The following is a 12847-nucleotide window of genomic DNA, read 5'->3' on the forward strand; positions in this document are numbered from 1 at the left end:
GATTACGGTCTGGGCTTGATGAACGGCGACATCGGTATCGCCCTCAAGCTGCCCGAGCGCGAAGGGCCGGACGCGGGAAAACCGGTATTGCGCGTGGCGTTCCCGCGCAACGACGGCCAGGGCGGCGTGCGCTTTGTACTGCCCAGCCGCCTGAACGACGTTGAAACCGTCTACGCCATGACGGTACACAAGTCCCAGGGCTCGGAGTTTGCCCACACGGCGCTGATCCTGCCGGATGCCTTGAACCCGGTGCTGACCAAAGAATTGATCTACACCGGTATCACCCGCGCCAAGCACTGGTTCACCCTGATCGAATCCCGCCCGGGGGTGTTCGAGGAAGCAGTGCAGCGCAAGGTCAAACGCCTGAGTGGGCTGATGCTGGAACTGGAAGAGGGCGCCGTGCCTCGGGGGTGAAAATCCAGACGATTGACGGCGATTACTGACCGACCGGTCAGGGGGGCGCTGTCTCGCTGGCGTTCCAGTGCTGTGCTATCGTTGCGGCATCATTTCGCTACGATCCAAGAGAATCCCTGCATGAAGGTGTCTGTCTGGGCGACAGAGCGCGTAGTTGTCTGCAAGCACGCGTTGCTTGTCGGTCTGCTCTGGTTGTTGACGGGTGCGGCTGTCGCACAGTCGCAAGCGCCGACGGGCATGGCCGAACAACGGGCCAAATCTGTCACTCAGGTTGTTCTTGGCATTCTCAGCTACGCGCGCTGGCCGGTGGAACCGGCGCAATTGCGCTTGTGCATCGTCGGCCCCACCGAATACACCGATGATCTGGTCAAAGGCACCACTCAAGCCACCGGCCGGCCGGTGACCGTACGTCGCCTGCTGGCCGACAACCCGGCCATCGTCAGCGACTGCGATGCGGTGTACATCGGCAAACTCACGGTGGATGAACGCGCTCGCTTGTTCGCTTCGCTGATCGGTCATCCGGTGCTGAGCATCAGCGAAGGCGGCGATCAGTGCACGGTCGGCAGTCTGTTCTGTCTACGCGTTGGCGATGAACAGGTGTCTTTCGAGGTCAACCTCGACTCTGTTGCCCGCAGCGGCGTGCGTATTCATCCAAGCGTGCTGCAATTGTCGCGTCGCAAACCGGCGGCGCCATGAAACTGTTCCGAGCGGAAAAACGCCCGACGTTGGGGTCGGTCATCGGCCGAGGGCATTTGATTGTTGCGCTGGTGGGCGTGGCGATGGCCAGTGTTTCGCTGACGTTGCTCGGCGTACTGGCTTTACGGGTGTACGCCGATCACAACCTGCACTTGATCGCCCGTTCGATCAGCTACACCGTGGAAGCTGCGGTGGTGTTCAACGACAAGACGGCCGCCAACGAATCGCTGGCGCTGATTGCTTCCGCCGAAGAGGTCGCTGATGCCCAGGTGCTGGACAGCCAGGGACAACTGCTCGCGCATTGGCAGCGACCGGAAAACGGCTTGTTCTCTGAGCTGGAAATGCAGATCACCCGCGCCGTCCTGGAAAAACCCATCAGCCTGCCGATCGAGCATCAGGACCGTGAAATCGGTCGCGTATTGCTCACTGGTCATGGCGGTAGCCTGATGCGCTTTCTGCTCAGTGGTCTGGCGGGGATCATCCTCTGTACCGCGATCAGCGCCTGGGTCGCGCTCTACCTGGCGCGGCGCCAGTTACGCGGCATCACCGGCCCCCTGCGCAGCCTGGCCGCCGTCGCCCACGCCGCACGCAGTGAACGTGCGCTGGACCGCCGCGTGCCGCCGGCGCAGATCGCCGAACTCGATAACCTCGGCAATGACTTCAACGCCTTGCTCGACGAACTGGAGTCGTGGCAAACCCATCTGCAAAACGAAAATGAAACCCTCGCTCACCAAGCCAGTCACGACAGCCTGACCGGTTTGCCAAACCGCGCCTTTTTCGAAGGGCGGTTGATCCGCGCGTTGCGCAATGCTGGCAAACACGATGAGCGCGTGGCCGTGTTGTTTCTCGACAGTGACCGTTTCAAAGGCATCAACGACAACTTCGGCCACGCCGCCGGTGATGCGGTGTTGGTGGCCGTAGCCAACCGCGTTCGTGCGCAGTTGCGCGAAGAGGATCTGGTGGCGCGGCTGGGCGGTGACGAGTTCGCTGTGCTGCTCACGCCGCTGCACAAGGTCGAAGATGCCGAGCGGATTGCCGACAAGATCCTCGCCAGCATGGACATGCCCATCGCGTTGCCGGGCGACACCAGTGTGGTGACCTCGCTCAGTATCGGCATTGCGGTTTTTCCCGATCATGGTGCCACGCCGGGGGCCTTGCTCGATGCCGCCGATGCGGCGATGTATCAAGCCAAGCGCCTGTCGCGCGGCGCCCAATTCACGGCCGGGGCGGAGCACCCGGTCGATTCCGTGCAAACCAGGAGCTGACTCTCGTGTCCACACTGACCATTCGATCTTTTTACGCTGTGCTGTTGATCGCCGTACTGGCCCTGACCGGTTGCCAGACCGCGCCGCAAAAAGGCCTGACCCCGGCGCAAGTTGCGGTCCTCAAACAACAGGGCTTTGAACTGACCGACGAGGGCTGGGAGTTTGGCCTGTCCGGCAAAGTGCTGTTTGGCAGCGACGTCGAAAGCCTGAACACGCAAAGCACCGAGATCGTCGAACGCATCGGCAAGGCATTGCTGGGCGTCGGTATCGAGCGCGTGCGCGTCGATGGTCACACCGATGCATCGGGCAAGGAAACCTACAACCAGCAACTGTCCCTGCGCCGTGCGAAAAGTGTTGCCAACGTCCTGCGCACAGTCGGCATGAAGGACGAGAACATCCAGCTGCAGGGCCTGGGCAGCAAAGAGCCGGTGGCATCCAACGATACGGCAGCCGGTCGCACGGAAAACCGCCGGGTCTCGATTGTGGTCAGCGCCGACTAATCGGCGAACTGCATTTCGCGCGTCTTGCCCATCAACAGATCCTGATTTCGCTCAGTCACCTCACGGATGTAATCCCACAACAGGGTGATCCGTTTCAACTTGCGCAGATCCTCGCGGCAGTACATCCAGAACTGCCGGGTGATGTCGATGTCCTCCGGCAATACCGGCAGCAGGCGCGGATCCTGTGCGGCGAGGAAGCACGGCAGAATCGCCAGAGAACGCCCCTGCTGTGCGGCGACGAACTGCGCGATCACGCTGGTGCTGCGCAAATGCGCGCTGGCGCCCGGCAACACGTTCGCCAGGTACAGCAGCTCCGAGCTGAACGCCAGGTCATCCACATAACTGATGAATTGATGCTTGCTCAAATCGGCCGGGCGGCGGATTGGTGGGTGTTGGTCCAGATAGTCCTGGGTTGCGTAGAGCTGCAAACGGTAGTCGCAGAGTTTGCAGCAGACGTACGGTCCATGCTCCGGGCGTTCCAGAGCAATGACGATATCGGCCTCGCGCTTGGACAGGCTGATGAAGTGCGGCAGCGGCAGGATGTCCACCGAGATCGCCGGGTAGGCGTCGACGAAATGGCTCAGCTGCGGGGTGATGAAAAAACTGCCGAAGCCTTCGGTGCAACCCATGCGCACGTGCCCGGAGAGTGCCACGCCAGAGCCGGATACCTGCTCGCAGGCCATGTGCAATGTGCTTTCAATCGACTCGGCATAACCGAGCAAGCGCTGGCCTTCGCTGGTCAGGACGAAGCCGCTGGTCCGCGATTTCTCGAACAGCAAAGTGCCCAATGCCGCTTCCAGCGAACTGATCCGCCGCGACACCGTGGTGTAGTCGACAGCCAGCCGTTTGGCCGCGGTGCTGGCCTTGCGGGTGCGGGCGACTTCGAGGAAAAACTTGAGGTCGTCCCAGTTCAGCGAACCGAGGGAGGTGATGTTTTTTTGCATGATGGACGGGCTTATATGTGCGTTCTTATTAGAAGTTTGCACATCTATACTCCAAAAACAGTCCGACAACCAATTCGTGACACACGCCTCATCTCAAGGCGAACCCTTCGCCTTGGCTCCTACGATAAAAACAAGTTTCGGAGACCAGCATGAACGCATCGCTTACGCCCAACGACACCACGCTGCAGAAGGTCAAACTGCTGATCGACGGCGAGTGGGTCGAGTCGCAGACCACCGAATGGCACGACATCGTCAACCCGGCCACCCAACAGGTGCTGGCCAAAGTGCCGTTTGCCACCGCCGCTGAAGTCGATGCCGCCGTCAGCGCCGCCCAGCGTGCTTTCCAGACCTGGAAACTGACTCCGATCGGCGCGCGCATGCGCATCATGCTCAAGCTGCAAGCGCTGATCCGCGAGCACTCCAAACGTATTGCCGTCGTCCTGAGTGCCGAGCAGGGCAAAACCATTGCCGACGCCGAGGGCGATATTTTCCGTGGTCTGGAAGTGGTCGAGCACGCGTGCTCTATCGGCAGCCTGCAAATGGGCGAGTTCGCTGAAAACGTCGCCGGCGGCGTCGATACCTACACCCTGCGTCAGCCAATCGGCGTGTGTGCCGGCATCACCCCGTTCAACTTCCCGGCAATGATTCCGCTGTGGATGTTCCCGATGGCCATCGCTTGCGGCAACACTTTCGTTTTGAAGCCTTCGGAGCAGGATCCGCTGTCGACCATGTTGCTGGTGGAGTTGGCCATTGAGGCCGGCGTTCCGGCGGGCGTGTTGAACGTGGTTCATGGTGGTAAAGATGTGGTCGATGGCCTGTGCACGCACAAGGACATCAAAGCCGTGTCCTTCGTCGGTTCGACCGCTGTCGGCACTCACGTTTACGACTTGGCCGGCAAGCACGGCAAACGCGTGCAATCGATGATGGGCGCGAAGAACCACGCCGTGGTGCTGGCCGATGCCAATCGCGAGCAGGCGCTGAATGCCCTGGTCGGCGCCGGTTTCGGTGCGGCCGGGCAACGTTGCATGGCCACCTCGGTGGTGGTGCTGGTCGGCGCGGCGAAACAATGGCTGCCAGATTTGAAAGCGCTGGCGCAGAAACTCACCGTCAACGCCGGTAATGAGCCGGGCACCGACGTCGGCCCGGTGATCTCGAAGAAAGCCAAGGCGCGAATTCTCGACCTGATCGAAAGCGGCATCAAGGAAGGCGCCAAGCTTGAACTGGACGGCCGCGACATCAAGGTGCCGGGCTACGAGCAAGGCAACTTTGTCGGCCCGACCCTGTTCTCGGGCGTGACCACCGACATGCAGATCTACACCCAGGAAATCTTCGGCCCGGTACTGGTGGTGCTGGAAGTCGACACCCTTGATCAGGCGATTGCGCTGGTCAACGCCAACCCGTTCGGCAATGGCACGGGCCTGTTCACCCAGAGCGGTGCGGCGGCGCGTAAATTCCAGACGGAAATCGACGTCGGCCAGGTCGGCATCAACATCCCTATCCCCGTGCCGGTACCGTTCTTCAGCTTCACCGGTTCGCGCGGTTCGAAACTCGGCGACCTCGGTCCGTACGGCAAACAAGTGGTGCAGTTCTACACGCAGACCAAAACGGTCACGGCGCGCTGGTTCGATGACGACAGCGTCAACGACGGCGTGAACACCACCATCAACCTGCGCTGAGGAATCGACCATGAAAATCGCATTTATCGGTCTGGGCAACATGGGCGCACCGATGGCGCGCAATCTGATCAAGGCTGGCCACTCGCTGAGTCTGGTCGATCTGAACAAAACCGTGCTGGCTGAGCTGGAGCAACTGGGCGGCAGCATTCGTGCCTCGGCCCGCGAAGCCGCTGAGGATGCTGAACTGGTGATCACCATGCTACCGGCGGCGGTGCATGTGCGCAGTGTCTGGCTCGGTGAGGACGGTGTGCTGGCTGGCATCCGCCAAGGTGTGCCCGCGGTGGATTGCAGCACCATCGATCCGCAGACCGCTCGCGATGTGGCTGCCGCTGCGGCGAAACAAGGCGTGGCCATGGCCGATGCGCCGGTGTCCGGTGGTACTGGCGGTGCGACTGCCGGCACGCTGACCTTTATGGTTGGCGCCACCCCGCAACTGTTCGCCACCCTGCAACCGGTGCTGGCGCAAATGGGCCGCAACATTGTGCATTGCGGCGAAGTCGGCACCGGGCAGATCGCCAAGATTTGCAACAACCTGCTACTGGCGATTTCGATGGTCGGTGTCAGCGAAGCGATGGCGCTGGGCGATGCGTTGGGCATCGACACCTCGGTGCTGGCCGGGATCATCAACAGCTCGACCGGGCGTTGCTGGAGTTCGGAGATGTATAACCCGTGGCCGGGCATCGTCGAAACGGCGCCGGCCTCGCGTGGTTATACCGGTGGGTTCGGTGCGGAACTGATGCTCAAGGATCTGGGGTTGGCGACCGAAGCTGCGCGTCAGGCGCACCAACCGGTGGTGCTCGGCGCGGTGGCGCAGCAGTTGTATCAGGCGATGAGCCAGCGCGGTGACGGCGGGAAAGACTTCTCGGCGATCATCAACAGCTATCGCAAGCCTGCAATTGAAGGGCAGCGCTGAACAAACTGTGGGAGCGAGCCTGCTCGCGATGACGGCGGTTGCTTCAACAAGGAAGTGACTGACGGTCCGCTTTCGCGAGCAGGCTCGCTCCCACAGGGGATTTGCGTATATCAGACATTGTTTGCCGGGAAATCACGTCGGGTGATCTCCCGGCTTTTTTGCATCAGGCAAACACGAAATATTTACGCACGGTCTCGACCACTTCCCACGTGCCTTTCATCCCCGGCTCAACCACGAAAATATCGCCGGCGCGCAGATGAATCGGCGCCATGCCGTCCGGAGTAATCACGCAGTAGCCTTCCTGGAAATGGCAGTACTCCCACTTCACATAATCGACGCGCCATTTGCCCGGTGTGCATATCCACGTACCCATGATCTTGCTGCCGTCTTCGCTGGTGTAGGCGTTGAGATTGACGGTGTGCGGGTCGCCTTCGAGTTTTTCCCATTTGCAGGCATCGAGTACCGGCAGCGGATGAGTGTCGCGTAGAACGGTGATAGGGGCGGTCATGTGTCGGCTCCAGACAAGGCGATCAAACGGAAGCTGCACCCTATAGCGCCGTGCCTTGGCCCAGATGTCTGTGCTCGACATGCAGATATCCAGAAACGCTGCCAGGTTTTACGAATGGAGACGTAAACCTTCCAGCAAAATCAATTAACGGCAGTATTGATCTAAAACAAAGGCTATGARGTTATAACTATTTTACTTGTCTGGTTTTTACTTTTAGTACGTCTGTTCCGTTGCGTCCTTAGTTGCTTTCGATAGTCAACCTGCCTGATACCGCGGGCGCCCCACCATACCCCGTCTTTGTTAAGTAAATAAGTCGCTAACCGCAACAAGGAGGTGCGGTGTCAGTGGGCTTTCGCAGACTTTTTTCGAGTTGTAAAAAAACCTTGAATAGTTCGTTGACTCTCCCCTTAAGGGCAGAGTTTAGATTCCCGCCGCGTGAGAAGTTGCTGTGGGAAAAGTTACTTTTCATAAGTCGAATTCATGAAGTAGCCACGACATATAGGGAGATAGAAATGAACAATCCATTGGACTTGGAACATGTCGTTGCCAGCACTCGCGAAATCCTCGCACAGCTGTTGGTGATGGATGCGAATGACATCGAAGAAAACAGCAGCATCGTCGAAGACCTCGGTGCCGACTCGCTGGACATCGTCGACCTGAGCTTCCAGCTGGGCCGCCAATATGGCTGCACACTGCCGAAAACCAGCGTGCTTGACCATGCGGTGGCGGTTTGCGGGGATGCCAGCGAGTTTCTCGCCAGCGGTCGCATTACCGAAAGCGGCAAGCGCCTGCTTGAGCAAAGTCTCAGCGCCTACACCCCGGATCAACTGAAAGCGGGCATGCAGCCGGCTCAGGTCTTCGCTGCTACCACCGTGCGTAACTGGGCCAACCAGTGCCGCAATCTCTTCAACTACCTGCCGGCAGCGTGCCCGGATTGCAACGCTCACCAAGCGGTTCTGAACGAGCGCCAACAAGTGGTCTGCGGCGCGTGCAGTGCACGTCTGGTGCCGGCGGATGGCGATGAAGTGTCCCGTCAATTGGTTGAGCAGTTTGTCACCACTCACACCAAAGAAGCGGTGTAGGAGTTCTCATGCGGGCACGAGAAGTCTATGTGAGCGGGTTCGGTCTGGTGGCGCCCATGGCGCTGGACGCTGCCACGTTGTTCGAGCGGATTTGCCGGAAGCAATCCTGTGTCCGCGAACATCCTCGGTTCAAGGCGCTGGGATTCAACAACAGCGCCGCCGGTTTTATCGACGATACGCAGTGGCAGCGGATCGGTGCCGGTTTCGGCGGCAACGCGGCGCTGCACCCACGGCAAAGTGTGCTGGCCGAATACGTTGCCCGGCAGGCGCTGGAGCATGCCGGGCTGACACCGGCAGACTTTGCCCACAGTCGCAGCGGTCTGTTTCTGGGCGCCAACAAATACTGTGCCGACAGCCACGACCTGCAGCGGCTCAGCCGGTGCATGGATGAGGCCGGACGTGTCGATCTCGACCGTCTGCTGGACAGTCCGGCAGCGTCCAGCGCGACTTTCACCCGGCGGGTCGATCAACAGACGCAGCACCTGGCCGATCGGCTCGGCATTCGCGATCACATCTCGACCCATTCCGATGCCTGTGCCGCCGGCACCATGGCCATCGGCAGTGCTTACCGGGCGATCGAGCGCGGAGAGATCGATCTGGCTATCTGCGGCGCCGTCGAACTGATGGCCAACGAACTGCCTTATTACATGTTCAACAGCCTCGGCGCGCTCTGTCAGGCCGACTTGCCGGCGAGCGAACAAAGCCGCCCGTTTATGCCTGACCGCAGCGGTTTTGTCCTCAGCGAAGGCTCGGCGATGGTCATTCTCGAATCTGCTGAACACGCACAGCGGCGCAAGGCTGCGCCCCTGGGCCGGGTGTTGGGGTACGCGAATGTCTGCGAGGCACAGAAAATGACCTCCAGCAGCCGCGATGGCAGTAAATACGAGGAATGCATGGAAGCAGCAATCGAAGATGCCGGGCTGCTGCGCAGCGCCGTGCAACACGTCAACACCCACGGGACCTCCACGCAGGCCAATGACAGTTGTGAAGCGTTGGCGCTGCAGCGTCTGTTCGGCGGCTGCCAGGACTTCATGACCTTCACCGCCAACAAGTCCGCCATCGGGCATTCCCTGGCAGGCAGTGGCGCGATCGAAGCGGTGCTGTCGCTGATGAGCCTGCGTGACGGTGTGCTGTTGCCCACCCTGAATTACGACCCCGAGCGTGCCGAATACCCTTCGCTGAAGTTCTTGAGCGAGCCGGTGCGACAGCCGATCAGCGTGGTGATGTCCAACTCGTTCGGCTTTGGCGGCATCAACAGCTCGCTGGTTCTGGGGAGGGCATGACATGAACCGAGCCATCTACCTGAATGCCGCTGCGGTGCTGAATGTGGCGGGCAGTGAATGCGCTGACTTGCTCGGCACACCCTGCGCGGCGCAACCGCTGGCCTTTGACGCACAGCGTCAGGCGTTTGCCTTGCCGACGCCGCGACTGGCCAGTGATCTGTTTGATCGCAAGATCCAGCGCAGCGTCGAACCGCAGGGCTTGCGCCTGTTGCATTGCGCCGCACGGCTGGCGCCAGCGCTGGCGGCGCTGCAATTGCCCGCGTCACGCATTGCCCTGACAGCGGCCATTCCTGAAGTCGACGCGCCGAGTCCTTGCTGGGATGCGGTGCAGGCGATCATCGAACAGCCGCAAAAACACCTGGCGCAGTTATTGGCCAACACACCGCCCCTGCATGCGCTGACCCTGCTCAACAGCAGCGTCATGGCCTATGTGGCTGAAGCATTGAATTGCCATGGGCCAATGGGTGGATTTTGTTCTCAGGACAACGCCGGGCTGGATGCGCTGATCGAAGCGTGCCAGCAGATTGGCGAGCGACATGCCGACGCCGCGTTGGTGGTCAGCAGCAGCCCGAACCTGACCCCAGCCCTGTATCTGCGCGAGCCCGATCAGGCGAACGAAGCGATTTTCGGTGAGGGCGCCGCCGCGCTGTTGCTGGCGTCGACACCGCCGCCGGGTGCGGCACACGCCGTGCGCATTGCCGGATTTGCCCGCGGTTACAGCAACGATCCGCAACGCTCTGTGGCGGTGGGTCGGCGCGTCATCGATCAGGTCCTGAGCGTCGAAAAACTGCGGGTCGGCGACGTCGAGCATATCGTCGGCAATTGCGCTGACGGGCAAGTGATGAAGTTGCTCGAAGCTTTCCCGCGCGAGATTCGCAGTACCCGCGCCATGACCGGCGAACTGGGCGCCAGCGGCTTGCTGACAGAGGCCGCACTGACTTTGCATCTCAGCGGTGATACGGCGGCGGCACCGGGTTACACGCTGCTCGTCAGCCACACTCGCGCCGGTCACTGGGGCGCATTGCTGTTGGCCAGTGAAACCATGGAGAAGCACGCATGAGTGCGACACGGATTGTGATCACCGGCATGGGCGCCGTCACCGGTTTCGGTTTCGAATGGCAGACCCTCTGGGAAAAAATGCTCGGCGCCGAACATTGCGTGCGGCCATGGCAGCCGGACGACTTGCAAGAGGCGTCGTTCGCGGTGCGTTATGCCGCGCCTGTCGACATGCGCCTGTTGCCGGAAAAACTGCAAAGCCATCCGGCCTGGACGATGCCGCTGGAAAAGCGCAGTCGGTTTGGCTGGGTGGCTGCCACCCAGGCAGTCGGTGACAGCGGCTTGCAGCCAGAACAGTTGCGGGGCGCGGCGGTGCTGTGTGCCTCGGGAGCACCGCAGCACATGCTCGCCGACATGCTGCTGACCGAAGCCCCGAATGGTGGCACCCCGAGCTGGTCGTACCTGATGCCACGGGCCGGGCAAGTGAATGCCGATGGCTCACTGCGCCAGAGCAACGATCGTCTGGCGCGGGTAATCGCCGACGACCTGGGCTGTGAAGGACCGGTGATCAATATCAGCAGTGCCTGTGCCGGTGCTTCACAAGCCATTGGCAATGCCTTCCAGATGATTCGTCGCGGAGAAGTCAGCGTTGCGCTGGCGGGTGGCGCCGACTCGGTGCTCAACCTCGACACCATGGCCGCGTTGTATCTACTCGGTGCCGCGTCGGGCGAGCAGCGCTGGGGCGCGGATCTGTGCCGTCCGTTCGATCGTGACCGCAGCGGTCTGATTGCCGGCGAGGGCGGTGGTTTTGTCGTGCTGGAAAGCCTCGAACATGCCTTGGCCCGTGGCGCCACGCCGTATGCCGAGGTGTTGGGTTTCGGCAGCAGTCTGGATGCCTACAAAGTCACCGCACCGCAACCGCAAGGACGCGGTGCGGCACTGGCGATGCAGGCCGCGCTGGATGACGCCGGTTTGCGCGCGCAGCAGATTGATCTGATCAACGCCCACGGCACTTCGACACCGCTCAATGACGTGGCCGAGACCCTGGCGATCAAAAGCGTGTTCGCCGAGCACAAGCATTATCGAACCCTGGCCGTCAGCGCCAACAAATCACAGTTCGGTCACCTGATCGCGGCCGCTGGCGCCCCTGAATGCATCGTCACCGCGTTGGCCTGCCTCAACGATCTGGTCACGCCAACGGTGAACCTGCATGACGCCGACGAACAGTGCGATCTGGATTACTGCGCCGGGCAAGCCGTCAGCCGCCGAGTGGATTACGCGCTGAGCAATTCCTTCGGTTTCGGTGGCCTCAATACTTCGCTGGCCCTTGGCAAATATCGGGAGCATGGACAATGACTGACGCCACTGTACGTGTCGCGATCGCCGGCAGCGGTTGTGTATTGCCCACCGGCTGGGGCGTCGAGGGTTTCTGGGCGGCGGCCCGCGAAGGGCGCAGCGCAATCTCGCCCCTGAACTCGTCGCTGTTCCACAGCGAGCGGGTCACCGCGTTCGGGCATATCGCTGATCGAGATCATCAACGTAGCCGTCAGGACGTTGCACAAAACCTCCAGCGTTACTGCCCGCCGGCGGTGATCTGGGGCGTCAGTGCGGTGCGCCAGGCGTTGGCCGAGGCCGAGCTTGAACCGGGCCGCGACAACGTGCGTTTTGGTCTCTATTGCTGCCAGGGCGGTTACACCCATCCCTCGCTCGCGTCTTACGGTGAACTGCTGCACGAATGTCAGACCGAGAGCGGTGCCGACATGCAGCGTCTGGCCAAACGTGTGTTGCAGGAGCGCGCGCTCGATCCGTTTCTGGTGCTCAAGAGCCTGAGCAACGGTTTGCTCGGCGTCGTCAGTCTGGCCTTGAAGCTTGAGTGCGAATGCAACGCCTACATGCAAGGCGTGGCCGGCAATCTGGCGGCGCTGCGCGAAGCCTGCGCGGCGTTGCAGAGCGGGCGGATCGATGCGGCCATTGTGGTGGGCGCGGGCAGTGAACTGGATCCGCTGGCCCTCGCCGCACTGGCCGAGGCGGGGGTGATCAGCACCGACGGTTCGCCAAGCCTGCGTGCCTTTGATCGCCAGGGCCGTGGCGGCATTGCCGGCGAAGGTGCGGCGGCGCTGGTACTGCGCCGCGCCGATGACCTGCCGGCAGGGCCGCAAACCTGCCTGACAGCACTGTTCGCCCATCCGCGTCTGGACTCTCTGAGCTTGCCGGACAAACAGGTGGATCTGCTGATCAGCAGCGCCACTGGCGATCCGCACAAGGATGCCGATCTGGCCCGCACGCTGGCGCGAACCGGCGCCGCGCACATCACCAGCAGCACGCCGCTGACCGGCATGCTCAGTGGTGCACCGAGCCTGGTTGACCTGATCTTTGCCCGGCAGGCTTTGCAGGCGCAGAGCATCCCGCCGGTCAGTGGCCTGGAGCAACCGCTGGATGCGCATCTGCCGTTCGTTATCGGCGGGCCGCGCGATGCCGTGCTCCACGATTGCCTGGTCATCAACCGCGACGACAACGGTTTTAGCGCCGGTTACCAACTCGAATTTCACGCGGCTGACTGACCGTCGGCA

13 protein-coding genes are annotated in these 12847 nt (G+C 61.4%); 11 read left to right on the forward strand and 2 right to left on the reverse strand.

The genetic code is table 11. The features are described from left to right. The 4 genes from AC1DVF_RS22495 to yfiB all read left to right on the forward strand — a co-directional run. The coding region (locus AC1DVF_RS22495; protein ID WP_477783157.1) for an ATP-binding domain-containing protein at nucleotides 1–414 on the forward strand (414 nt) is incomplete at its 5' end. A 120-nt stretch (nucleotides 415–534) separates the two neighbouring features. Continuing rightward, a complete protein-coding gene (gene yfiR / locus AC1DVF_RS22500) occupies nucleotides 535–1110 on the forward strand; it encodes a regulatory sequestration protein YfiR (protein ID WP_093442386.1) in 576 nt (191 codons plus the stop codon). Next, the gene (gene dgcN / locus AC1DVF_RS22505; protein ID WP_093442383.1) at nucleotides 1107–2375 is read left to right on the forward strand and encodes a diguanylate cyclase DgcN/YfiN; all 1269 of its coding nucleotides are present in this window, start codon (nucleotides 1107–1109) and stop codon (nucleotides 2373–2375) included. Before yfiR ends, dgcN begins: the two co-directional genes overlap by 4 nt. A gap of 14 nt (nucleotides 2376–2389) precedes the next feature. Beyond that, complete coding sequence (yfiB, locus tag AC1DVF_RS22510) at nucleotides 2390–2875, forward strand: outer membrane lipoprotein YfiB (RefSeq protein WP_407047286.1); 486 nt, start codon at nucleotides 2390–2392, stop codon at nucleotides 2873–2875. On the opposite strand, the gene AC1DVF_RS22515 is transcribed toward yfiB, so the two are convergent. Next, nucleotides 2872–3819: a LysR family transcriptional regulator gene (locus tag AC1DVF_RS22515; protein WP_477783168.1), complete on the reverse strand. Its 948-nt coding sequence runs from the start codon at nucleotides 3817–3819 to the stop codon at nucleotides 2872–2874. The two genes, yfiB and AC1DVF_RS22515, sit on opposite strands and share 4 nt — an antisense overlap. A gap of 149 nt (nucleotides 3820–3968) precedes the next feature. Here AC1DVF_RS22515 and AC1DVF_RS22520 point away from each other — a divergent pair, with 149 nt between their 5' ends. Together AC1DVF_RS22520 and mmsB are read left to right on the forward strand one after the other, a co-directional pair. Next, a complete protein-coding gene (locus AC1DVF_RS22520) occupies nucleotides 3969–5495 on the forward strand; it encodes a CoA-acylating methylmalonate-semialdehyde dehydrogenase (RefSeq protein ID WP_038357437.1) in 1527 nt (508 codons plus the stop codon). 10 nt (nucleotides 5496–5505) lie between these two features. Further along, nucleotides 5506–6408 (forward strand): 3-hydroxyisobutyrate dehydrogenase, encoded by a 903-nt coding sequence (gene mmsB, locus AC1DVF_RS22525; protein ID WP_093442369.1) that lies wholly within the window; start codon nucleotides 5506–5508, stop codon nucleotides 6406–6408. Between the two features lie 163 nt (nucleotides 6409–6571). Here the strand turns inward: mmsB and AC1DVF_RS22530 are convergent, their stop codons facing one another. Beyond that, nucleotides 6572–6916 carry a cupin domain-containing protein gene (locus tag AC1DVF_RS22530; RefSeq protein ID WP_003177747.1) on the reverse strand — a complete coding sequence of 115 codons (345 nt, stop codon included), beginning with the start codon at nucleotides 6914–6916 and terminating at the stop codon, nucleotides 6572–6574. Nucleotides 6917–7428: 512 nt separating this feature from the next. Between AC1DVF_RS22530 and AC1DVF_RS22535 the strand changes: the two genes are divergently transcribed. Genes AC1DVF_RS22535 through AC1DVF_RS22555 form a run of 5 tightly spaced genes read left to right on the forward strand, consistent with a single transcriptional unit; the run spans nucleotide 7429 to nucleotide 12838 of the window. Continuing rightward, the gene (locus AC1DVF_RS22535) at nucleotides 7429–7998 is read left to right on the forward strand and encodes an acyl carrier protein (protein WP_477783158.1); all 570 of its coding nucleotides are present in this window, start codon (nucleotides 7429–7431) and stop codon (nucleotides 7996–7998) included. 8 nt (nucleotides 7999–8006) lie between these two features. Further along, the gene (locus AC1DVF_RS22540; protein WP_093442363.1) at nucleotides 8007–9281 is read left to right on the forward strand and encodes a beta-ketoacyl-[acyl-carrier-protein] synthase family protein; all 1275 of its coding nucleotides are present in this window, start codon (nucleotides 8007–8009) and stop codon (nucleotides 9279–9281) included. Between the two features lies 1 nt (nucleotide 9282). Then, entirely contained in the window at nucleotides 9283–10341 is a 1059-nt protein-coding gene (locus AC1DVF_RS22545; protein WP_093442360.1) for a beta-ketoacyl-[acyl-carrier-protein] synthase family protein, read from the forward strand. Continuing rightward, nucleotides 10338–11633 carry a beta-ketoacyl-[acyl-carrier-protein] synthase family protein gene (locus AC1DVF_RS22550; protein ID WP_477783159.1) on the forward strand — a complete coding sequence of 432 codons (1296 nt, stop codon included), beginning with the start codon at nucleotides 10338–10340 and terminating at the stop codon, nucleotides 11631–11633. Before AC1DVF_RS22545 ends, AC1DVF_RS22550 begins: the two co-directional genes overlap by 4 nt. Next, entirely contained in the window at nucleotides 11630–12838 is a 1209-nt protein-coding gene (locus AC1DVF_RS22555; RefSeq protein ID WP_477783160.1) for a beta-ketoacyl synthase N-terminal-like domain-containing protein, read from the forward strand. The genes AC1DVF_RS22550 and AC1DVF_RS22555 overlap by 4 nt, the downstream gene beginning before the upstream one ends. Nucleotides 12839–12847: the final 9 nt, after the last annotated feature.

It is taken from the genome of Pseudomonas sp. P4_D7 (assembly GCF_056401755.1).